A 22,035-nucleotide genomic window follows, 5' to 3' on the forward strand; every position below is an offset into this window, starting at 1 on the left:
TTCACGCAACAGAACCGAGGAGTGTCTTACACAGGACGTGGTGAAAGTCGAGGAGGTCGCATTGCTTACCCGGGAATTTTTATTAAAAGCGGATTGTAAAACATCATTTGGTGATATTGAGGAGACATTACTGTGGAGTTGTGAACAGCGCGCGGCGTCGCTGGCGGCAACCCTGGCATGTCGGCCCGATCACAGCCCGGTATGGATCTTCGGCTACGGTTCTCTGATGTGGAACCCGGTATTTGAAGCCGATGAAGTGGCATCGGCCTCGCTGCACGGCTGGCACCGTGCCTTTTGCTTGCGCCTCACAGCCGGGCGCGGCACGGCTTCCCATCCGGGGCGCATGCTGGCGCTGAAAGAGGGTGGCATTACGCAGGGACTGGCATTTCGCCTGCCGGAATCACGGCTGCACGACGAACTGGCATTACTGTGGAAGCGTGAAATGATCACCGGCTGCTATTTGCCGACCTGGTGTGAGTTGGTGCTGGACGATCAACGCCGCGTGACGGCGCTGGTTTTTATTATGGATCCGCGTCATCCGCTTTATGAACCGGATACCTGTCCTCAGGCGGTTGCGCCCCTGATCGCAGCGGCCAGTGGACCGTTAGGCTCGAACGCCCAGTACCTGTTTTCGCTGGAAGAAGAACTGACTAAGCGCGGGATGCAGGAGGACGATTTGATCCGCCTGGCGCACCAGGTGCGTGAACTGCAGCAGCATTGGCCAAGACAGGCGTAATCCGCGCCCGCCAGGCCAGCAGCATCCGGTCACTGGGTTGGGTTAATCAGCCAGGTGCCCGGTCTGTCAATTACCACGGACTGACTGCGCGTCGTATTCCCGGCATGCACATCAATGCGGTACTGGCCTGCCGCCAGGTTCAGCACGGCAAAACCGTTGCTGCTGGCGTGCAAGGCCACGGGCTGACCGTTCAGGACCACCTGTTCATCACCGGCCAGTTTCAGGTAAACCATCGCCAGGCCCGCGGGCACCGTGCCGGTCGCTGGTGCAGCACTGCGTTTCGCCACCTGCGGCACCGAAGCGGTTTGCGAGTTTTCAACCCACACCACCGCGCCGACGGCAATAACGGCAACGGCGGCCAGCGCCAGAAGCCCCGGTGACAGACGACGCACTGTGCGTCCGGTCAGCGGTTCCGCCATCGTCGCCCCGTGATTCATCGCCAGGACCACCGGTGGGACCGTGTCGGCCGCGGCTGCGTCCAGTTGGTTTTGCGCGTCATTGCGCTGTTGCAGACTGTTAACGACCGCCTCCACATCGCTGACCGGTAAGGCAATGAGGGCAGCAAACACGTCGATGCTCTGCGGACGATCGTGCGGTTTCATCAATAGCGCACAGTCAATGGCATGCAGCAGCGGCAGCGAATAGCCTGAAGGCTTACGCACTACCAGCGGTTGATAGTTGTCTTCAATGCAGCGCACCACGCTGACCGGCGGCGGGGAGCCGGTAATCAGCGTGTGCAGTACCGCGCCCAGCGCATAGATGTCTGTCCAGGGGCCTTGTTCACCTTCGCCTTCTTCGCTGTACTGCTCAATGGGGGCAAAACCCGGTTTCAGCATGATTTCGGTTTCATCAGAGAGATTGCCTATCTCTTTGCGGGCAGAGCCAAAGTCGAGCAGCACCGGCAGTTGATTTTCCTGAATCTGAATATTATCCAGCGAAATATCACGATGCAGATAGCCAGCCTGATGAATGGTATTGATAGCCCCCAGCAAGGGCGGCAGTAAGCGGCGAATCCAGTCTTCGGTGATAGACTCATGGCTGGTTAACTGCCACTCTTTCAACGTCATGCCGTTGTAGTAAAGTGTGCCCATATAGGCGGTGCCGTTTTGTTCCCAGAAGCGCAGGACATGCAACAGGCCCGGATGATTGAAGCGTGCCAGCAGTCGGGCTTCCTGAATAAAGCTGTTCAGACCGGCATTAAACAGCTTCTGAAAACGTTCACCGCGCAATTCCAGCGACATATCCGCCGTCCTGACCGCCAGCGAAACAGGCATGTATTCTTTAATGGCAATGGTGCGTTCAAGTTGATGGTCCCATGCGCGATAGACAATGCCGAAACCGCCGCCGCCAATCACCTCTTTGATTTCGAACTCGTTAAAGCGATATCCGTCAGGCAAGGCATTCGGTACTGCTTTCTGATTGTCATTAGCCGACATAGTGGACTCTCTGAACTGGGCCTGCTTGCCAGGCAACGCGATAATTAATGGATGTTACGCCAGGCACCTGCGCCGGGATCAACCTGATCCGCGCGCAAGGTGTCCACAAGTAACACATTCACTTTCTGTTGTGACGGTAAACTGCCTGCCCACCGGCTACGCAGCGTGTCGAGCCGTGCAGACAGGGCGCTGGCATTCTGCTGCGCAGTGGCTTTATCCGCTCTGACCAGAAGGGTGCCCTCAAAGCGCCACAGATGTTGCGTATCGTCGAAAGGCAGCACCAGCCAGCTGTCAGGCGCATCAGCACGGGTCATAATCATGCGCTGTTTATTGACGCTAACGATTTGCAGGGCGTTACCGGCAATGGCCAGACTGGCGATCGGGTAACCCTGGTAAAACGTGACGGCAAGCGTCTGCGGTTGGCCGTGTCCACTGACGGTAATATCACTGTTGCCTTCGAGCCAGCCTTCCGACGAGCAGCGCAACCGACCGCCTTGCGGGACAAAGATCGACAATCCGTTTTCGTCCCATGCGGTGCGAAAGCGGCAGCCATCAGGTAACGCAAAATGCTGTAACGGGGTGCTGTCTGCTGGCCGCGACGCGACAACCGGAACGTTAATGCTTGTGGCGGCATCGGCGTTCACAATCAGACGCCAGTTCTGCAATTTACTGGCGCTGCCGGAAGCCAGCACGCTGCCCTGGCTGTTGGTCATTTGCCAGGGCAGAACGTCCAGTTCATTACACTGATTCGCTAACAGTGTCCCGACGCGCGGCAGGAACGATTTAAGGATCTCTGCATTCTGGCTCTTACCCGAGACAATACGCAGTGGCAGTGTCTCCTGGCACCAGTCGTCGGGCGTTTTGCCTTCAACGTTGTCGATATACACTTCCAGTTCGAGGCTGGGTGAGTACACCACGCGATAATTTTCCGCCTGCGCAGTAAAGGCCATCAACAAGGTAGCCAGAGCGGGCAACCACACTTTCATAGCGTTTCTTTCATCCATCACGAGAGGGCAGAAAACGGGTTGAGTCAGCCAGCGAATAAAGCAGCGTGGCCTCCTGCGGTTCGCCGATCCACACGGCCAGCGCACTCAGATTATCTTTCTTTACTTCACGGCTCACGGCATGTTCCATCAACGTCAGCCACTCTTCACAGGCATTCACCATGCGCAAGGTCTGCTCCATTTCCCGGGTGGTCAGATTGAGCCAAAACCCGTCGCTACAGACTAAAAACGCATCGCCGTCTTCCAGCAGTATTTCGTCAGAAAAGCTCACAGGATGGGCAGGTTCTGTGCCGAGCGCATTATAAAGTAAATTACTGTTAATTCCGGTATTTTCATAGCCTGCCTCGCTCAGTTTTTGCACAAGGCTGTGGTCGCGGGTGACCGCATTGAGCACGCCATGCCGAAAGTGGTAAACCCGGCTGTCGCCCGCGTGCGCCCACCATGCGCGCTGTCGGGTGCGGTCGATAAACAGGCCCGCCAGCGTGGTGCACATCGTGGCAAAATTCGGATTATTACCCTGTGCGATTTCAAGCACAGAGCGGCACGTTTCTATCGCCTGCTGTGTGAAGGCGAGGGTAAGGTGCGGACAGGTGTGCAACTGAGTCAGCAGGCTGTCGCATACCAGTTGTGCCGCCTGTTCCCCACCGGGCAGTCCCGCTACGCCGTCGCATACCACGAAGCTGGCCTGATGGGCATCCAGTACCACACCGGTGCGATCCGCATGTTCATCACGCTGACCTTGCTGACTTCGCTGGGCAAACGCGATATTCATGCATCATCCGTACGCGTCTGGGAATCTTTGTACTGATTCACCTCCATGTCGTAAGCATGAAGGAAAGCTTCACCAAACAGCGTATGGAAATCGTCTTCGATTTCACCCGCAGTGCGCTGATAGCGGCGAGTGAAATAGTCCCATAGTGCGGCTTTTTGATAAGGCGTAAACGGGACTTTTGACACGGCACCGTCTGACTTCGCCTGCTCCTCCAGCCCCTGCGGATTAAACGACTGCAACATGGCGGCGATGATGGCGCGGATCCCGGCGATCATGCCCAACTGATGTGCCTGCAGATCCACCAGCGCATCCCGTACCGCCTGTTCAGGCTGCATAAAGCCCGGCATCTGGCTCTGGTACATCTGCATCAATACGGTTTTACCCGAGGGCAGAATCTTGAACGGGTTATTTGCTTCGTTCAGGATCATCGTCATTTCCGCTTTGACGCCCCGTTTAAGGATAGAGCGCGACGACAGCAATGCCACCGTGCCCTGCGAAAACAGACTTAACATGCGGCCAGTGGTCCGCATCTGTTCTTCGTTAATCACCGTATTGTGGCCGTTGCTTAGTCCCATACCGTCAAGCAGCGCCGCGACCAGGTTGTCGTGATCGTGTGCGGCGGGCGAGGGCGCATATCGGGGCTCACCGGCCTGGGGATCGATGGCCAGTCTGGCATCGCCCCGGTGGTCGTGGCGTCTGGCGACAGGTTCCTGAGCGACCTCTTCGACTTCAGTAAATTCGGGGATATCCAGCGGATTCGTCTGCGGGCCCGCATGGCTAAAAAACGCCAACGGATCGCTGTTGATGCCCTGTACCGCAGGGTCACGTACGTCGATGGCATAGTCGCCGATGCGCAGAGCATCCCCGTGTTTCAGGCTCACCTGCATTCCCCGGCTGAGCGGCACACCGTTGTGTTCGACCGGTGTCACGCTGCCCTGATTAGTCAGGCGGCACTCTCCGTTACAGGACAGGTGCACCAGCGCCTGCAGACGAGAAATAGAACGGGCTTCATCCGGTAACACCAAATCGTTATCCTGACTGCGGCCGATCGTGCCGCCCGGCGGATGAAACGTGACGGTTTTCACCGGCACATCAGACGTGCATTGAACGATGGTAAATTGCATGAGCTATCCCGTTATGAAGGACAAAGGCAACGTCTCACTCGAACATCGGTGGATAGAGGCCGTTGCGTCCCGGCTGTGCACCTGCTGCCGGATTAAACAGTAATGAGAACAGTTCTGCCGTGAGGGTACCGCTATGCTTGTGTGTCGCATGTACGAAACCGTCACTGCGGTTGCTCCACCAGTAACTTATGTGTTGCTGCGGGTCGAAATGTTCGGCGACGTCCTGCCAGCTCAGCGTGCAAGGCAAATCCGCGAAACCGATTACATCCATAATATCTGACGGCTGCTGGACCGGGACCATCAGCGGAGCCAGGGCCTGGATGTGCTGATCGAGCTGGTCCGGGCTCAGACCGTGAGTCACGGCATTCAGCAGCGTGGCCCCCAACTCCTGATACCAGTCTCCCGAGATCGTTAACTGTGCCGGATGCCACTGACTGAGCGGAAAGCTCAGCAAGGCCAGCAGCGGCCAGGCGCGCCCCACACGATCGCATGACGGTAACAGGCAGCCCATCTGTACCTGCTGACGCGTTGGCGTGATCGGTAACACAAAATTCCACACCGGCGCGCGCAGAAAATCGGCGCTCACGGCCGCGTCCTGCTGATGCCAGTGAATGAGGCCCTGCTGAAACCAGTGATTCCACGGCGTGATGACCTGTTCAGTGAGCCGATGATGTATAAAGTCCCCTGTTGAGGGCAGTTTGCCAAACCAGCCAGGGGCCAGAGATACAGACATGTTCACCTCGCCATTATGGATTATGCGTCGTCGGGCGCTGTGCCTTCGCGGGGGCAATCGCCAGTACCGCGCCGCCGCGCCCCGCATTGTTCAAATTATCAGCCAGCTTGCGCATCATCAGCGCATTGTCACGCGCATAAGGTGAAGACTGAATTTGCTGATCGAGTAGCTGGCTTAAGTGCCAGTCAAGCTGCTGCAAATCCCGCGCGCTGACCTTTTCAGGTAACGAACGCTGCAGATTTTGCAGTAGCCAGGCCCGTAGAAATTCCCCATCGTAGTTTCTGGGCTGATACAGCATCTGATAAGCGCGGAGCGCATTACGACTGTATTCATTGTCATCACCGGGATCGTTACGCAGCAGGTTGGTGATCTGCTGAGCGACCCGGGGCAGCAGTAAAGACTTAAGCGCATTTTGATAAAGCGCCCAGGCGGCATCGCTGACCTGATTGCCACGATATAAGCCTGCCCGCATAGTAAGCGGCGGATTATCGAGAGAAAACTGGTCGGACACCGGTAACTTCACCAGGTTATTCAGAAAGGGTAGCAGATCGAAAATATTATCAGCGGGCTGATGTATCACTTGCTGACTTTGTGCAGAAATTGCCGGTACGCGCGCGGTAACCTGCTGCAGATAATGCTGGTTCTGATAGTAGCTGATCAACCACAGTCCGCTCATGATCACCAGCGCCCCGGCCAGCATGCCATAGCCAATCCAGTGCAGGAGCTGATTACGGTATTCCCAGCGACGATTGCTGCCCGCCAGGCCACTTTCTTTAAACACCAGATTGCTCAGCAAATCACGAATAAAAAAGCTCTGGCCTTTATTGCCGGGAATAGGGCTGTTGCGGTTGACCCGATCCCAGGCGGCAATCGAGTGAGCCCCCGCCTGACGCAGTTGCAGTTTGCGGCTCAGCTCGCCCATCACGCGGTCAAAAGGCAAACCTTCCTGTGTACCGCTGGTAAAGAACAGCCCACGAGGATTCCAGGCCACGGTCTCAGAACGCGGGGAAAAAATGCTGTCCAGGTATTCGCTGAGCAGGGGACGCAGCGAAGCAAACTCCTGCGGAAACAGAAAACATTCTGCCCGCTCATTGAGGTCGCGCTCATGGGTCATTTGCCCGGCCAGTTGCTGCTGCAGTTGCTGTTCTAACTGGGTAAACTGCCCCTCGAAGTGAAGATGCCAGTCCTGCTTGTGTGGCTTACCGGCTTCCCAGGGAAACGTGAAGCCCCAGATAGCATCGCGGCGGGCCTTCTCCATGCTGCCGAAATAACTCATAAAGCCTTTCAGCAGGTCGGTTTTGGTCACCATGACATAGACGGGAAAATGAATACCGGTGTGCTGATGCAGTTCGTTCAGCCGTTCGCGCAGCGCGTTCGCCTGTTCGTAACGCGCCTCAGCCGAATCGCTGAGTAAATCCGCGACGCTGATGGTCAGGATGACGCCGTTGATCGGCTGCCGCGCCCGATAGCGCTTCAGCAGATTGATAAAACTCTGCCACTCGCTGGCATCGCGTGCCCGCTGACTTTCCTGTAACGCATAGCGCCCGGCGGTATCGATCAGCACGGCGCTGTCGGTGAACCACCAGTCGCAGTGCCGGGTACCGCCGACGCCGCGAACGGCCTCGTTGCCGAACGTATCGGTCAGGGGAAATTTCAGGCCGGCATTGAGCAGAGCGGTGGTTTTACCGGCACCCGGCGCACCAATCATCAGATACCAGGGAAGCTGATAGAGGTAATTGGCGTTAATCCGTGCCCACAGGCTGCCCTGGCGTCGGCCAAAATGGGTGCGCTTGAGGCGCATGGCCGCCTCACTAAAGCGCTGGCTGAGCAGCGCCTCAGTGGCCTGCCGTTCCGCCGGATCGTCGCTCTCTGCGACCTGCAACCGGTCAAGCAGGCGACTGTTGAACCAGGCACGGTACAGCGCAGGAATTAGCTGGAAACCAATCCAGAGAAGATAAAGCAGACTGACCACAATCTTGCGGTGTAGCGCGGGTTCAAGCGGGCGGGTTTCATTCCACGCGATAAGCGGTCCCAGCATCCACAGCAGGCAACTCAGTGCCGTGACGCCAATAAAGCTCCACAGCAGCCGATGCGTTAAGAATAAGCGGAAAGAAGCGCGCATCAGGGTGTTCCTTGGTGAGTACTCAGTGTTTCAGGTGCGGCAAACAGCGTAATTTCAACACGGCGATTACGGGTACGGTTCTCGCTGCTGTCGTTGGGCAGCAGCGGATCGCTGTCGCCGCGGCCTTCTGACCGGAGCACGTGTGAATCGGCCAGTTGCACCTGCAGTAACTGGCTAATCGCACGGGCACGGGCGAAAGAGAATTCATAGTTTGAGGCAAACCGACTGCCGTCAACAGGCTGATCGTCGGTAAACACCGACACCAGAATGGTGCCTTTGACGTCTTTCATCGCTGCGGAGACCCGCGCCAGAAGCGCCCGACCCACCGGATTAATCACCGTGCCCTGTTCGGCAAACAGCTTGTCTGCCGGGATAATCACTTTGCTGCCAAACGCACCGTCGCTGACTTCGAGCTGGCCGGCGGCGATCACGTCATTTAACCGCTGACGTAAGTCGAGCAGCGCCTGTGGCGACGAAGGGCGACGATTCATCGTGATTTGTGGCAACGGCATATTATACAGACTGCGCAGCAGAGGCTCAGCCGCGTTGCCCAGCCGCCAGTTGAGTCCGCTGTAAATCAGGCAGCCGATCAGGGCCACCAGCATGGCACAGGCCCAGAGTGGCACCATCGGACGGGCCAGCGTATTAACCAGCGGATGTACCTGCACCAGCGGCGTGGACTCCGTGGTTTGCTGCGCACGGGTTTCGTCGATCAGCGCTTTTAACCTTGCCCGCAGGCTGTCGCACTGAGCCCGGCCTTTTTCACTGCCCCGGTAACGCCCTTCATAACCCAGCAGCAGGCAGTAATGAATAATTTCCAGCAGCCAAAGGTGCTGCTGAGGGCTTTGTGAAATGCGTGAAAGCAGCTGGAAGAACTTTTCGCCGCCCCAGCTTTCATTATGGAAGGTCACCAGCATGCCGTTGCCGGACCAGACGCCGCGCGTGCCCCATGGCGTTTGCGCGGCGGCTTCATCCAGGGCACTGCACACACAGTACCGTGCACCGATGATCATCTCAAACGGCAGGCCTGCCTGCTTGCAGCGTTGTTCAAACAGGCGGATTTCATCAATCAGAGACTGACGTAAACCTGCCGGGTCATCGTGGGTAGCAGCCTGACGAATTTGCACCACCGCATTCAGCAGAGGCGCGGCCGCTTTAAGTAACAAATTTTCGCGACCAGAGGTCGTCACCTCACGCGGTGAAGATTCCACGCTCATGGCTGTGTGTACTTCCCGCGTTGCGTTGCGCGTCCGGCAGTATGCGCAGGACGGCAGGGGTTAAATTTCATCAGTTCATGATCCAGGTTGCCGTCGTGACAGGACCGCAGTGTCTGCTGTCGCCACCCACGTCAACGCACAGGGGTTAAGTTATCTGGCCATGCAAATGCGTGCTGCCTCGCGTGTCACCGTCAGGACGACGGTTCACACCGGTGGTCAGCTCAACCTCGCCGGGAGCCTGCCCGCGGACATCACCGCAATGGCATATCCGTATCGGCAACGTCGGGGTGGACCGGGGCTGTGTTGAGCCTTTGCCCGCGCGGCCTGACTCAGGCAAGGGCGGTGGGCATGTCCCGAACAGGGCGCGCACGTTCCACTGCACGTCACCGGCGAATCGGCATTGACCGAGGAGGGGGGCGTTTTGCTGCCGGACAAAAAATGTGCAGCTAACGGGCAAAACGCTAAATGATTTTTCACCCTTTTCCTCACGTCAGTGTCTCTGCCTGCACGATGTTTATCACACGTATCGCGCCTCCTCATCGGGAGGCGCACAGCCGGGCAGGTTATCTGTTCAGAGACAAGGCCGCTCATGGTCACTCTTTACAGCGCTCAGTCTACCTAAGACTTTTGAGAATTCAAACCATTGCACCCAATGATATAGCATGGTAATGGCCGTTTAGCCCGTTCCTTGTGCAGGGGCTTCAGGGATGGCACCTCCGGGGCAGTATCGGGCGCATTACTCGCGACATTTCGCCTCAAAAACGCGGGTGATCCCATCCCTGCCACGGCCCGGCGGCCTGGGTAAAAGAATAAGCCGCGTTAACCACTTTACACCGCAGTGAGAAACGGAAAGGGCGGAACGTGCGGCACAAGCCGTCAGGCTAAGAAAAGACGGCACGGCTTTTGCTTGACTCCTTTTTTGTACGAAAAGGGGGTGAGCAATGGATGACGCACTGAGCTGGGTGCAGGCCTCACGGCAAAGCGATATTGCCAGCCTGCAACGCCTTCGCCAGACCGGTAAACTCATTACCACCGTCAGCGAACTGGTGCATCAGCTTCAGCGTGAGCGGGGGGCGAGCACTTTGTGGATTTGTTCTGAAGGCCGGCTTTACGGTGAGCAGCGGCTCGCCAGTGAGCAGGATGTGACGCGCTGCCAACGGGATTTTTGCCAGGCCTTACCCAAAGCCGAAGCCCAGCCGGGATACAGCCGGTTCTGTAACCTGATCGCCGCCGCGCTGCAGGCCCTGGCCGGGTTACCGGCGTTGCGCCAGCAGATTACGCAACAACAGATTGCGCACGCGCAGGCCGTTGCGGCATTTAACACAATTATCCGCAGCTTACTGAACCTGGTCTTTGAAGCCGCCGACACCGCCAGCCATCCTGACATTACCCGCGCGCTCATTGCGCTGTTCAGCTTTATGCATGGCAAAGAGCTGGCGGGACAGGAACGCGCTCTGGGAGCGGCCGGCTTTGCCGCCGGCCAGTTCAGCGCAGAGCAGCGCAGCGCCATGGTGGCCTTAATTGAAGCACAGGAGCAAAGTTTTTCGACGTTCCAGCAGTTTGCTGATGAGGCGGTTTTGCATCACTGGCAGCCGCTGGCGCAGGCCAGTCGCGAGATTGAACGACTGCGGCGCATTGCCTGTACCGACGGGCGGCGGGATGACAGCGGCGCACCGCACTGGTTTTCACTGCTGTCACAGCGTATCGATCAAATGAAACTGCTGGAGGATCAGCTGTCAGCCACGCTGATGTCGCGCTGCCGCGAGGCGATCGCACTGGCACAGCATCAGGCCGCTGAACCCCTGCATGTGGCACAGTCGGGCTGCAATTTTACGTTATATGTCTCCGGGGCGGACTGGCTGGCTGCCGAGTCCGGTGCGCTGAACAGCGACGGGCTGGCGCCCCAGCTCGGTCGCTCGCTGCTGTCGTTGATCGCGGAGCAGTCCCAGCGTTTGCAGCATCAGGCCAATGAGCTGGCCACTCTGCGCGCCACGCTGGAAGAGCGCAAACTGCTCGACCAGGCTAAAAACTGGCTGATGCAGCAGCATGGGTTGAGTGAAGAGCACGCCTGGCAACGGCTGCGTAAAAGCGCGATGGATCAGAACAAACGGCTGCCGGAAATCGCTCAGGCGATCGTCACGGTGGCCGCCACGATGAAGAGGTAACTCGAAAGCGTTAGCTGCACAATGCTTGTGCGTGATCTGCGTCACCAATGTGCAAAATCGGTTAAAAACTCGCCAGAGAAAACCCTGAAGCGCCACGCGCAGGACCGTTTCAAAGCTGGCACGCGGTTTGCTTTACCTTACTGAGTGTGTGCATTTGCTTTGCCAACGGCGGTAAAGCGAGTGCTTTGGATAAAGGCGTCCATCTCCCTGTGAAAGCAGTGGAGAGGACGCCTTTTTTTATTTCCTGAGGGTGGCAAAAAATGAGCAAATCGCCAGTTTCACTGTCTCGTCGTCAACTGCTGTTATCCAGCGCCGCCGTTGGCGGGCTGTGGCTGTTGCCGGGATTGCGCAACGCCGTATGGGCGGCGGGTTCCGATGCGCCAGAAAAAGCCACCGTGCGGGTGGGATTTATTCCGCTGACCGACTGTGCGCCGGTCGTCATGGCCTCGGTGAAAGGCTTTGACAAAAAATATGGTCTGACGCTACAGCCCAGTAAAGAAGCCAGTTGGGCAGCCGTCCGCGACAAGCTGATCTCCGGTGAGCTCGATGCGGCACACGTCCTGTACAGCCTGATCTATGGCCTGCAACTGGGCGTTGCCGGCCCGCAGCATGCGATGGCGAACCTGATGACGCTCAATAACAATGGCCAGGCGATCTCCCTGTCGAACCAGCTGAAAGCGCAGAAGGTTACCGATGCCGCCAGCCTGAAAAAGAGCATCGACAGCCAGGCCAAAGGCAGTCTCACCTTTGCCCATACCTTTCCGACCAGCACCCACGCGATGTGGCTGTACTACTGGCTGGCGAATGCCGGTATCAATCCGTTTGATGACGTGCGCACCGTCGTCGTGCCGCCGCCGCAGATGGTGATGAATATGAAGATTGGCAATATGAGCGGCTTCTGTGTGGGCGAGCCGTGGAACCAGCGCGCCATCAGCGACGATATTGGTTTTACCGTCGCCACCAGTCAGCAGATTTGGCCCGATCATCCCGAAAAAATTCTCGGCACCCGCGCCGCGTGGGTGAAAGAGAACCCCAATACGGCGCGCGCGCTGACGGCGGCTGTCCTTGAGACGGCACGCTGGATCGATGCCTCCGATGATAACCGCCGCGAAACGGCGCAGGTGCTGGCCGGGCGCGCCTGGATCAACACTAAACCTGAGATTCTGCAAGGCCGCATGCTCGGCCAGTACGAAAACGGGCTGGGACAGAAATGGCAGGATCCGCATGCGATGCGCTTCTTCCATGACGGCAGCGTCAGTTTCCCGTATCTGTCCGATGGTATGTGGTTCCTTACCCAGCTTAAGCGCTGGGGAATGCTGACCCAGGATCCGGACTACCTGGCTGTCGCAAAGCAGATCAACCAGATCGATATCTACAAACAGGCTGCCAGCGCTGTCGGCAACGTCACGTTGCCCGGCAGTGAGATGCGCAGCAGCACCCTGATGGACGGCAAGGTATGGGATGGCACGAATCCTGCCGCTTACGCCGCCAGCTTTGCCATTAACCATAAAGAGAGGTCGTGATGAAAACCCAGACTCGCTCGCTGGCGCAGCCTGAGACGCTGCCCACCCACGCCACTGTGGTGCCCCTTCAGGTCACGCCAAAAAAGATGCGTTCACCTGCGCGCCTGCGTCCGTTTTTGCAGCGTGCCATTCCCGCGCTGTGCGGTGTGCTGCTTCTGCTCCTGATCTGGCAGATTGCGGCGCTTTCCAGCAAAGGCTTTCCCGGCCCGTACGCCACCTGGGAGGCGGCGAAAGTCCTGTTCGCCGATCCGTTCTATAACAACGGTCCCAACGATCAGGGCATCGGCTGGAATGTGCTGGCCTCGCTGCAGCGCGTGGCTGTCGGCTTTGGTCTGGCCGCGCTGGTGGGGATTCCCGCAGGCTTTCTGCTGGGGCGTTTTACCTTTGTGGCACGCATGTTCAATCCGGTTATCGCGCTACTGCGCCCGGTCAGCCCGCTGGCCTGGCTGCCTATCGGCCTGCTGCTGTTTCAGCGGGCCGAACCGGCCTCCAGCTGGACCATTTTTATCTGTTCCATCTGGCCGATGATTATCAATACCGCAGAAGGCGTACAGCGCATTCCCCAGGATTACCTCAACGTGGCGCGCGTGCTGCAACTGTCGGAATGGACCATCCTGCGCCGCATCCTGTTTCCCGCCGTTCTGCCAGCGGTGCTGACCGGGGTCCGCCTGTCGATTGGCATCGCCTGGCTGGTGATCGTGGCCGCCGAAATGCTGACGGGCGGCCTGGGGATCGGCTTCTGGATCTGGAACGAGTGGAACAACCTCAATGTTGAAAACATCCTGATTGCCATTTTGCTGATTGGCGTCGTCGGCCTGCTACTGGAGCAGGGACTGATGCTGCTGGCGCGTCGCTTTAGCTGGGATAAATAAGGGGAACACTATGCAACCTATCATTCGTGTACAGCAGGTCAGCCAGCGTTTTACCACCTCCGGCGGCGATTTTCTGGCGCTCGATAATGTCAGTTTTGATCTTCATCAGGGGGAAACGCTGAGCCTGATCGGTCACTCTGGCTGTGGTAAATCCACGCTGCTCAACCTGATCGCCGGTTTAACCCGGCCTACCAGCGGTGTCCTGTTGTGCGATAACCGCGAAGTTACCGGCCCCGGCCCTGAGCGCGCCGTTGTGTTCCAAAACCACTCTCTGTTGCCCTGGCTGACGGCGTATCAAAACGTTGAGCTGGCGGTCGAGCAGGTGTTCAAAGGCAAGATGAACAAAGCCGAAAGACGTGACTGGATCGAGCACAACCTCAACCAGGTGCAAATGAGTCATGCCATGCATAAGCGCCCCGGCGAGATCTCCGGCGGCATGAAGCAGCGCGTCGGCATCGCCCGCGCGCTGGCAATGAAACCTCGCGTGCTGCTGCTGGACGAACCCTTCGGTGCGCTGGATGCCTTAACGCGCGCGCATCTGCAGGACAGCGTCATGCGCATCCAGCAGGCGCTGAACACCACCATCGTCCTGATTACCCATGATGTGGATGAAGCCGTGTTGCTGTCCGATCGGGTGCTGATGATGACCAATGGCCCGGCGGCGCAGGTGGGCGACATCCTGACGATTGACCTGGCCCGGCCGCGTTCACGCGTGGCGCTGGCGGATGACGTGCGTTATCACCATCTGCGCCAGAAAGTGCTGCATTTTCTCTACGAAAAACAAACCTCGGCGGCATAAGGACGACACCATGAGACAACGGTTGCTGGTTGTGGGTAACGGGATGGCGGGCATGCACATGGTGGAAACCCTGGTGCAGCTGGCGCCGACGCGTTACGACATCACCGTGATTGGCAGTGAGCCGCACGGCAACTATAACCGTGTGCTGTTGTCGCCACTGCTGGCCGGAGAAACCACCGTTGCGCAAACGCTGATCCACGATCGTGACTGGTATCACCGTCACGGCATGACCTTGCTGGCGGGAGAGACGGTGGAACAGGTGAATGTCGCTGAGCGGACCTTACGCACCGACCAGCGCCTGCTGCACTGGGACCGCCTGGTACTGGCGACCGGATCGCAGCCCTGTCGGCCGTCTGTCCCAGGCAGCGACCTGCCGCATGTCAGCACCTTTCGCACGCTGCAGGATGTGGACACTTTGCTGGCGGGGCAGGGTCCGGTCGTGGTGGTCGGCGGGGGCTTTCTGGGTATTGAAGCGGCCGCCGGGCTTCAAGTGCAGGGGCGTCAGGTTACGCTGCTTCATCGTCAGTCGTGTTTGCTGGACAGACAGCTGGACGCCAGGGCAGGGGAATTACTGCTGGCCCAGCTCCGGGCGCGCGGCATTCGCTGTGAACTGAATACCAGCCTTGCGGCGATCCGGACGGATAGCGTGATCCTCCACGATGGCCGGGTGCTGGCGGCGCGGCAGGTGGTGATGGCCATTGGTGTCCAGCCGGCAATCGCCCTGGCGCAGGCCGCCGGGATTCCCTGCCAGCGCGGCATTCTGGTGGATCGCCAGTTGCGCAGTGCGCACGCGGGAATTTATGCCGTAGGCGAATGTTGTGAAATCAGCGGCGAGACCTTCGGTCTGGTCGCGCCCTGTCTGGCCCAGGCGAAGATTCTGGCGGCGCAACTGGCCGATCGGCCTCAGGCGGATTTCTACAGCGCGGCCACGGGCACCCGTCTCAAAGTCAGCGGTATTTCCCTGTTTAGCGCCGGTGACGTTCGCGAAGCCCCGTCTGTCACTAGTTTTGACCCGATCGCCGGGCACTATCGCCGCCTGTTTCTCAAAGACGGCCGGCTGAACGGCGTGCTGCTGTATGGCGACTGCCAGCAAAGTGGTGCGCTGCTGAACCAACTCCATAATGCCGGACCGGTTTCTGTGAATACGCTGTTCGGCCTTGATGAACCTGAAACGCAGCCGCTGGCTGCAGGAAACCCTGTGATGAGCCAAACGAAACCTGTATTAGCCGTGGTGGGTCACGGCATGGTCAGCCACCATTTTCTGGAGCAACTGGTCGATCGTAACCTGCATCAACATTATCACGTGGTGGTTTACGGCGAAGAGCGCTATCAGGCTTACGACCGGGTTCACCTTTCCGAGTATTTCACCGGTAAAACGGCCACGCAGTTGTCGCTGGTAAGCGAAGAATTTTTTGCCCAAAACGCGATTGAACTGCGTAGCGGTTGCCGGGTAGAGGCGATCGATCGCCAGCAGCGCAGCCTGCGCGACAGCGCGGGCCGTGAGCTGGCCTGGGATAAGCTGGTGCTGGCCACCGGCTCGCGCGCCTTTGTCCCCCCGGTACCCGGCCATGACGGCGAGCGCTGCTTTGTCTACCGTACGCTGGACGATCTGGATGCCATCGCAGCCTGTGCCCGCCAGAGTCAGCGCGGCGTGGTGATCGGCGGCGGGCTGCTGGGCCTGGAGGCCGCCAACGCGCTGAAGCAGCTTGGGCTGGAGACCCACGTGGTTGAGTTTGCGCCGCGCCTGATGGCTGTGCAACTGGACGAAGGTGGGGCGCTGATGCTGCGGCAAAAAATCGACGCGCTGGGCGTGACGGTACATACCGCGAAGCAGACCGAACAAATTGCCAGCCAGCCTGACGGCAGTCTGGTGCTGCACTTTGCCGATGGCGGCGAGCTGGCCACCGACCTGGTGCTGTTCTCTGCCGGTATCCGTCCGCGTGATGAGCTGGCCCGCAGTGCCGACATCAGCGTGGGGCCGCGCGGCGGCATTACCATCAATGACCATTGCCAGACCAGTGACAGCGACATTTATGCCATCGGCGAATGCGCGCTGTGGAACGGGCAGATTTTTGGCCTGGTAGCGCCGGGCTACCAGATGGCGCGAGTGCTGGCCGGGCATCTGGCGGCCGAACCCGCGCAGTTCACCGGTGCCGACATGAGCACCAAACTGAAGCTGCTGGGCGTAGACGTCGCCTCCTTTGGCGATGCGCACGGCAAAACGCCGGGCAGCCTGAGCTACCACTGGGCCAATGGACCAAAAGGCATTTACAAGAAGATCGTCGTGAGCGCCGACAATACACGACTGCTGGGCGGCGTGCTGGTGGGAGACAGCAGCGACTATGCCACCCTCCTGCAAACGATGTTAAATGACATGCCGCTGCCGGCAGCACCGGAAGCGCTGATTTTGCCTGTATTAAATGGCGCGCCGGCCAAAGGGTTGGGCATCGCTGCGCTGCCGGACAGCGCCCAGGTGTGCTCCTGTCATAACGTCAGTAAAGGCGATATCTGCCAGGCGGTGCAGAGCGGCTGTGGCGAGATGGCCAGTATTAAAAGCTGCACCAAAGCGGCAACCGGCTGTGGCGGCTGCGCCGCGCTGGTAAAACAGGTAATGGAGTTTCAGCTGGAAAACCAGGGCGTCGCCGTTAAAAAAGACATCTGTGAGCACTTCGCCTATTCCCGCCAGGCGCTGTATCACCTGATCCGTATCAATGGCATCAAAACCTTTGACGAGCTGCTGGCCAGCCACGGACGGGGCTGTGGTTGCGAGGTATGTAAACCGCTGGTGGGTTCGCTGCTGGCCTCGTGCTGGAACGATTACCTGCTGAAACCGGCCCATTTACCCTTACAGGACACGAATGACCGTTACTTTGCCAATATCCAGAAAGATGGCACCTATTCGGTAGTGCCGCGCGTGCCAGGGGGCGAGATCACGCCACAGGGCCTGATCGCCATCGGCGAAGTGGCCGCGCGTTACGACCTCTATACCAAAATTACCGGCGGCCAGCGTATCGATCTGTTTGGTGCGCGACTGGACCAGTTGCCTGCTATCTGGGAAACCCTGCTGGAAGCCGGCTTTGAAACCGGTCATGCCTACGGAAAATCCCTGCGTACGGTGAAATCCTGCGTTGGCTCGACCTGGTGTCGTTATGGCGTGCAGGATTCTACCGCCTTCGCCATCGCGCTGGAGAACCGGTATAAGGGCCTGCGCGCACCACATAAAATCAAGATGGCCGTGTCCGGCTGTACCCGCGAATGTGCGGAAGCGCAAAGTAAAGATATCGGGGTCATCGCCACGGAAAACGGCTGGAACCTGTATGTCTGCGGCAATGGCGGCATGAAGCCACGCCATGCGGAACTGTTTGCCAGCGATCTGGACGATGACACGTTGATCCGGTACGTCGACCGGATTCTGATGTTCTACGTGCGCACGGCGGATCGCCTGCAGCGTACCAGCGTCTGGATGGATAACATGGAGGGCGGGCTGGACTACCTGCGTGAGGTGGTGATTCATGACAGCCTGGGGATCGCCGCCACGCTGGAACAGGACATGCAACAGGTGGTAGACACCTGGCAGTGCGAATGGCAGACCACGCTGGCCGATCCTTCGCGACGTGCGCTGTTTACCGCCACAGTGAACAGCGATCACCCGGATGAAACGCTGCACTATGCGCGCGTGCGCGGACAGCGCCAGCCCCACAAGGCCAGCGGTATTCCCCTGATGCATCTGCCCGCCGAACCCTGGAGCGAAATCTGTCCGCTGGAGGCCATCCCGCCAGAGGCCGGCATCGGGGCCCGACTTGGCAGCGTCCGTATTGCTTTATTCCGTCTGGGTGATGACTGTTATGCGCTGGAGGATCGTGAGCCAGGCAGCGAAGCCAGCGTGCTGTCACGCGGCATCCTTGGCGATGTTGCCGGGGAGCCGGTGGTGATCTCTCCGCTTTACAAACAGCGGGTGCGCCTGCGGGACGGACAGAGCCTGGATAACCCTCAGCATCAACTGCGCTGCTGGCCGGTCAAACTGGAGGACGGCCAGGTGTGGGTCGCCAACCGTCCGCTTAACCTGATGGCGCAGGCATCATGAAAACCACCTGCGCTTATTGCGGTGTGGGCTGCGGCGTCGAGGTCACGCAGTCGCAGAGCGCGTCGGCTCAGGTCCGGGGCGATGCCAGTCATCCGGCGAATGCCGGGCGGCTGTGCGTGAAGGGCGCGGCGCTGGGCGAAACCCTGACACAGGCCGGACGGTTGCTGCATCCTCAGCTTCATCACCAGCGCGTCAGCATGGAGACGGCGCTGGATGCCGCGGCTGACGGACTGCGCAGGATTATCGATACGTACGGCCCGGAGGCGGTGGCTTTTTACGGTTCCGGCCAGTTACTGACCGAGGATTACTATGTGGCGAACAAGCTGATGAAAGGTTTTCTCGGCGTCGCCAATATCGATACCAATTCACGCCTGTGCATGGCCTCAGCGGTGACGGGCTATAAACGGGCGTTCGGTGCGGATGCCGTGCCGTGCTGTTACGAGGATCTGGATCAGGCCGAGGTGGTTATCCTGGTCGGCTCGAACGCCGCCTGGGCTCATCCGGTGCTGTTTCAGCGCCTGAAGCAGGCAAAAACGCAGCGCCCTGAGATGCAGGTTGTGGTGATCGATCCGCGCCGCACGGCCAGTTGTGAATTCGCCGATCTGCACTTACCGCTCCGGCCGGGCAGCGATCCGGCCCTGTTTTCGGGCCTGTTGCACTGGCTGGAACAGCATGGCGGCATTGACGCCACGATGCTGCCGCATCTGGACGGTGTAGACACAACCTTACAGGCCGCGCGGCAGTGGGATTGTGCGACGGTGGCAGCCCATTGTGATATCAGCCACGACATGATCGCCGCGTTCTACCGGTTGTTTACCCGGCATGAGCGCGTACTGACCTTATGGTGTATGGGCATCAACCAGTCACAAAGCGGCAGTGACAACAACAATGCCATTCTCAATGCGCATCTGCTCAGCGGCAAGATAGGCCGACCCGGCTGCGGCCCGTTTTCGCTGACCGGACAGCCGAATGCGATGGGCGGTCGGGAGGTTGGCGGACTGGCCAACCAACTGGCGGCTCATATGAGTTTCACTGCGGAAGACTGCGACCGTTTACAGCGTTTCTGGCGCAGTCCGCGTATGGCGCGTCAGCCCGGCCTGACGGCGGTCGATCTGTTCGACGCCATTGATCGCGGGGCGGTCAAAGCCGTATGGATTATGGGCACCAATCCGGCGGTTTCGATGCCAGAAGGCAATCGCATTGCCCGGGCGCTGGCTGCCTGTCCGCTGGTGATAGTGTCAGACGTACTGGCGCAAACGGATACCACCGCCTTTGCGCATATTTTGCTACCCGCGCAGGGCTGGGGGGAAAAGAACGGCACCGTGACCAATTCTGAACGCCGGATTTCCCGCCAGCGCGCGTTTATGCCCCCGGCCGGAGAAGCGAAACCGGACTGGTGGTTACTCGCCCAGGTCGCCCAGCGTCTGGGCTTTCATGAAGGCTTTGCCTGGACGCACCCGGCAGCCATCTTCCGCGAACACGCGGCGTTGTCGGGGTTTGAGAACAACGGCCAGCGCGCGTTTGATATCAGCGGTCTGGCCGGGATGAGCGACGCACAGTGGGATGCGCTGACGCCGGTGCAGTGGCCGGTCAACGCCCGCTATCCCCAGGGTTGCGCGCGGCTGTTTAGCGACCGGCACTTTTACCATCCTGATGGTAAAGCCCGCCTGTTGCCACCGGCCACGCCGCAGCCCGTCGCGTGCAGGGCGGCGTATCCGTTATTGATGAACAGCGGACGGATCCGCGATCAGTGGCACACCATGACACGCACCGGTCTGGTTCCCCGGCTCATGCAGCATTGTGATGAGCCGTTTGCAGCACTGCATCCGCAGGACGCACAACGCTATGGCCTGTGCGCAGGGGCACTGGCACGGGTGCAGTCCGACGCGGGCTGGATGACGGTGCGCGTGACGCTGGACAGCGGTCTGCGACGCGGTGAGATCTTTGTCCCTATGCACTGGAACCGACAGTTCAGCCTGCAGGGCACTGTCGGCGGGCTGGTGGCCTCAACCCGCTGTCCGGTCTCGGCACAGCCTGCCTTTAAACAAACCGCCGTACGTATTCAGCCGCTCCACACCCGCTGGCAGGGCTGGCTCTGGCAGCGCGACGTAAGCCCGCCTGACGGGCTGCGCTACTGGGCGCGTACACCCTATGAGGGCGCGCAACGTTTTAGCCTGGCCGGAGACGGTTCGCCAGAACAGTGGCTCACGGCAACGATCCCGCTGGACGGGCTGCAACGGCAAACCGCCCATGCGGCGGAACCGCATTACCGCCTGCTGGCCTGGCGCAACGGAGAGCTGCAGCTGGCCTTTTATGCCGGCGCGTCGTTACCCGCGATCGATCATGACTGGGTTGCGCAGGCTTTTCGCCAGGCGCCGGCGAATGCGGCGGAACGGCATGCTCTGCTGGCGGGACAATCGGCACAACGTGCCGTGGCCGGCCGGACGATCTGTAGCTGCTTTGGCGTCGGAGAAAACACGATCTTACAGGCGATTAAACAGGGCTGTCACACCACCCAGGCACTGGGTAACGCACTCAACTGTGGTACTAACTGCGGCTCCTGTCTGCCGGAGCTAAAACACCTTTTGCTTTCCGTTGCTGTACCGGAGGAAGAATGACGATCGCGATCAACGCTTTAGATAAACTGCTGGCGCCGGAAAACGCGTCCAGCCCGGGCAAGGTCTGGCTGGTCGGGGCCGGGCCGGGGGATGTGGAGCTACTGACAGTCAAGGCGCTGCGTCTGCTGCAATGCGCGGACGTCGTGGTTTATGATCGCCTGGTCAGCGAAGCGGTGATGGTGGAAGTCGCCAGCAGCGCGCTCTGTATCGACGTTGGTAAACAGCCGGGTCATCACGGCCTGAAGCAGGCACAGATCAATCAACTGCTGGTGGATCTGGCCGCCAGCGGGCGCAATGTCGTGCGGTTAAAAGGCGGCGATCCCTTTATCTTTGGCCGTGGCGGCGAAGAGATGGTCAGCCTGCAGCAGGCGAATATTGTCTGCGAGGTGGTACCCGGCATTACCGCCGCCGTGGGCTGTGCGGCTGCCAGCGGCATTCCGCTGACGCACCGTGACTGCGCCCAGTCATTGCGCTTTATCACCGGGCACGGGCGCAGCGGCGAACCGCAGCTGGATGCGGCGGCGCTGACCGCCACCAATCAGACGCTGGTGTTTTACATGGGGTTAAGCTGGAGCAGCGTGATTAGCGCCCGGTTACGGGAATATGGCCGCAGTGAGGCGACGCCGGTGGCAATCATTGAAAACGGTACGCGCCGGGACCAGCGGGTGCTGATCACCACGCTGGCCGGGTTGCCTGATACGGTCGAACAGCAAAAACCGGTGTCGCCGTCGTTACTGATTGTGGGCGACGTGGTGCGCTATTACCGTGCCGATCTTATGGCTGCCCAACCGCGCGAGACGGCGATGAGCGTGACGGCATCGCACTGACGA

At 59.3% G+C, this 22,035-nt stretch carries 16 protein-coding genes; 9 read left to right on the forward strand and 7 right to left on the reverse strand.

Features of this window, described 5'->3' with window-relative positions:
* The first annotated feature begins 61 nt into the window (after positions 1-61).
* Positions 62-736, forward strand: a complete 675-nt coding sequence (locus C7434_RS04340) for a gamma-glutamylcyclotransferase (protein WP_162835475.1) — start codon at positions 62-64, stop codon at positions 734-736.
* 29 nt (positions 737-765) lie between these two features.
* Here C7434_RS04340 and C7434_RS04345 read toward each other — a convergent pair whose 3' ends face one another.
* From C7434_RS04345 to icmH, 7 genes are read right to left on the reverse strand one after another with little or no spacing between them, the layout of a single operon-like run.
* Positions 766-2,172 carry a serine/threonine-protein kinase gene (locus C7434_RS04345; RefSeq protein WP_006118911.1) on the reverse strand — a complete coding sequence of 469 codons (1,407 nt, stop codon included), beginning with the start codon at positions 2,170-2,172 and terminating at the stop codon, positions 766-768.
* 44 nt (positions 2,173-2,216) lie between these two features.
* Positions 2,217-3,158 (reverse strand): hypothetical protein, encoded by a 942-nt coding sequence (locus C7434_RS04350; RefSeq protein ID WP_133745182.1) that lies wholly within the window; start codon positions 3,156-3,158, stop codon positions 2,217-2,219.
* A 10-nt stretch (positions 3,159-3,168) separates the two neighbouring features.
* Positions 3,169-3,948 (reverse strand): PP2C family serine/threonine-protein phosphatase, encoded by a 780-nt coding sequence (locus tag C7434_RS04355; protein WP_006118913.1) that lies wholly within the window; start codon positions 3,946-3,948, stop codon positions 3,169-3,171.
* Positions 3,945-5,072: a type VI secretion system-associated FHA domain protein TagH gene (gene tagH / locus C7434_RS04360; RefSeq protein ID WP_133745183.1), complete on the reverse strand. Its 1,128-nt coding sequence runs from the start codon at positions 5,070-5,072 to the stop codon at positions 3,945-3,947. Before tagH ends, C7434_RS04355 begins: the two co-directional genes overlap by 4 nt.
* 34 nt (positions 5,073-5,106) lie before the next feature.
* Positions 5,107-5,805 carry a type VI secretion system-associated protein TagF gene (gene tagF / locus C7434_RS04365; protein WP_058701708.1) on the reverse strand — a complete coding sequence of 233 codons (699 nt, stop codon included), beginning with the start codon at positions 5,803-5,805 and terminating at the stop codon, positions 5,107-5,109.
* A 13-nt stretch (positions 5,806-5,818) separates the two neighbouring features.
* Entirely contained in the window at positions 5,819-7,927 is a 2,109-nt protein-coding gene (tssM, locus tag C7434_RS04370; RefSeq protein ID WP_033741079.1) for a type VI secretion system membrane subunit TssM, read from the reverse strand.
* Positions 7,927-9,144: a type IVB secretion system protein IcmH/DotU gene (gene icmH, locus C7434_RS04375; protein ID WP_133745184.1), complete on the reverse strand. Its 1,218-nt coding sequence runs from the start codon at positions 9,142-9,144 to the stop codon at positions 7,927-7,929. The genes tssM and icmH overlap by 1 nt, the downstream gene beginning before the upstream one ends.
* 109 nt (positions 9,145-9,253) lie before the next feature.
* On the opposite strand from icmH, the gene C7434_RS04380 reads away from it, so the two are divergent.
* The 8 genes from C7434_RS04380 (at position 9,254) to cobA (ending at position 22,032) form a co-directional block, all read left to right on the forward strand.
* Positions 9,254-9,451: a hypothetical protein gene (locus C7434_RS04380; RefSeq protein WP_133745185.1), complete on the forward strand. Its 198-nt coding sequence runs from the start codon at positions 9,254-9,256 to the stop codon at positions 9,449-9,451.
* A 634-nt stretch (positions 9,452-10,085) separates the two neighbouring features.
* Positions 10,086-11,309, forward strand: a complete 1,224-nt coding sequence (locus tag C7434_RS04385) for a nitrate regulatory protein (protein ID WP_133745186.1) — start codon at positions 10,086-10,088, stop codon at positions 11,307-11,309.
* 260 nt (positions 11,310-11,569) lie between these two features.
* Positions 11,570-12,832 (forward strand): CmpA/NrtA family ABC transporter substrate-binding protein, encoded by a 1,263-nt coding sequence (locus C7434_RS04390; protein WP_133745187.1) that lies wholly within the window; start codon positions 11,570-11,572, stop codon positions 12,830-12,832.
* Complete coding sequence (gene ntrB / locus C7434_RS04395; protein WP_006118920.1) at positions 12,832-13,704, forward strand: nitrate ABC transporter permease; 873 nt, start codon at positions 12,832-12,834, stop codon at positions 13,702-13,704. Before C7434_RS04390 ends, ntrB begins: the two co-directional genes overlap by 1 nt.
* Positions 13,705-13,714: 10 nt before the next feature.
* On the forward strand, positions 13,715-14,503 hold the full coding sequence (locus C7434_RS04400; protein WP_033741085.1) for an ABC transporter ATP-binding protein: 789 nt from the start codon (positions 13,715-13,717) through the stop codon (positions 14,501-14,503).
* A gap of 10 nt (positions 14,504-14,513) precedes the next feature.
* Positions 14,514-18,587, forward strand: coding sequence for a nitrite reductase large subunit NirB (gene nirB / locus C7434_RS04405; RefSeq protein ID WP_133745188.1), 4,074 nt, complete (start codon positions 14,514-14,516; stop codon positions 18,585-18,587).
* Complete coding sequence (locus C7434_RS04410; RefSeq protein ID WP_133745189.1) at positions 18,584-21,205, forward strand: nitrate reductase; 2,622 nt, start codon at positions 18,584-18,586, stop codon at positions 21,203-21,205. Before nirB ends, C7434_RS04410 begins: the two co-directional genes overlap by 4 nt.
* Positions 21,202-22,032, forward strand: coding sequence for a uroporphyrinogen-III C-methyltransferase (gene cobA / locus C7434_RS04415; RefSeq protein WP_133745190.1), 831 nt, complete (start codon positions 21,202-21,204; stop codon positions 22,030-22,032). Before C7434_RS04410 ends, cobA begins: the two co-directional genes overlap by 4 nt.
* Positions 22,033-22,035: the final 3 nt, after the last annotated feature.

Source organism: Pantoea sp. PNA 14-12 (assembly GCF_004364735.1).
Lineage (GTDB): Bacteria > Pseudomonadota > Gammaproteobacteria > Enterobacterales > Enterobacteriaceae > Pantoea > Pantoea stewartii.

Bases quoted from the DNA above. Each gene is read 5' to 3' on its own strand.
- tagH (WP_133745183.1), bottom strand. From the start codon at position 5,072: ATGCAATTTACCATCGTTCAATGCACGTCTGATGTGCCGGTGAAAACC.
- C7434_RS04355 (WP_006118913.1), bottom strand. From the start codon at position 3,948: ATGAATATCGCGTTTGCCCAGCGAAGTCAGCAAGGTCAGCGTGATGAA.
- nirB (WP_133745188.1), top strand. From the start codon at position 14,514: ATGAGACAACGGTTGCTGGTTGTGGGTAACGGGATGGCGGGCATGCAC.
- icmH (WP_133745184.1), bottom strand. From the start codon at position 9,144: ATGAGCGTGGAATCTTCACCGCGTGAGGTGACGACCTCTGGTCGCGAA.
- C7434_RS04390 (WP_133745187.1), top strand. From the start codon at position 11,570: ATGAGCAAATCGCCAGTTTCACTGTCTCGTCGTCAACTGCTGTTATCC.
- C7434_RS04385 (WP_133745186.1), top strand. From the start codon at position 10,086: ATGGATGACGCACTGAGCTGGGTGCAGGCCTCACGGCAAAGCGATATT.
- ntrB (WP_006118920.1), top strand. From the start codon at position 12,832: ATGAAAACCCAGACTCGCTCGCTGGCGCAGCCTGAGACGCTGCCCACC.
- C7434_RS04410 (WP_133745189.1), top strand. From the start codon at position 18,584: ATGAAAACCACCTGCGCTTATTGCGGTGTGGGCTGCGGCGTCGAGGTC.
- C7434_RS04400 (WP_033741085.1), top strand. From the start codon at position 13,715: ATGCAACCTATCATTCGTGTACAGCAGGTCAGCCAGCGTTTTACCACC.
- C7434_RS04350 (WP_133745182.1), bottom strand. From the start codon at position 3,158: ATGAAAGTGTGGTTGCCCGCTCTGGCTACCTTGTTGATGGCCTTTACT.
- tssM (WP_033741079.1), bottom strand. From the start codon at position 7,927: ATGCGCGCTTCTTTCCGCTTATTCTTAACGCATCGGCTGCTGTGGAGC.
- cobA (WP_133745190.1), top strand. From the start codon at position 21,202: ATGACGATCGCGATCAACGCTTTAGATAAACTGCTGGCGCCGGAAAAC.
- C7434_RS04345 (WP_006118911.1), bottom strand. From the start codon at position 2,172: ATGTCGGCTAATGACAATCAGAAAGCAGTACCGAATGCCTTGCCTGAC.
- tagF (WP_058701708.1), bottom strand. From the start codon at position 5,805: ATGTCTGTATCTCTGGCCCCTGGCTGGTTTGGCAAACTGCCCTCAACA.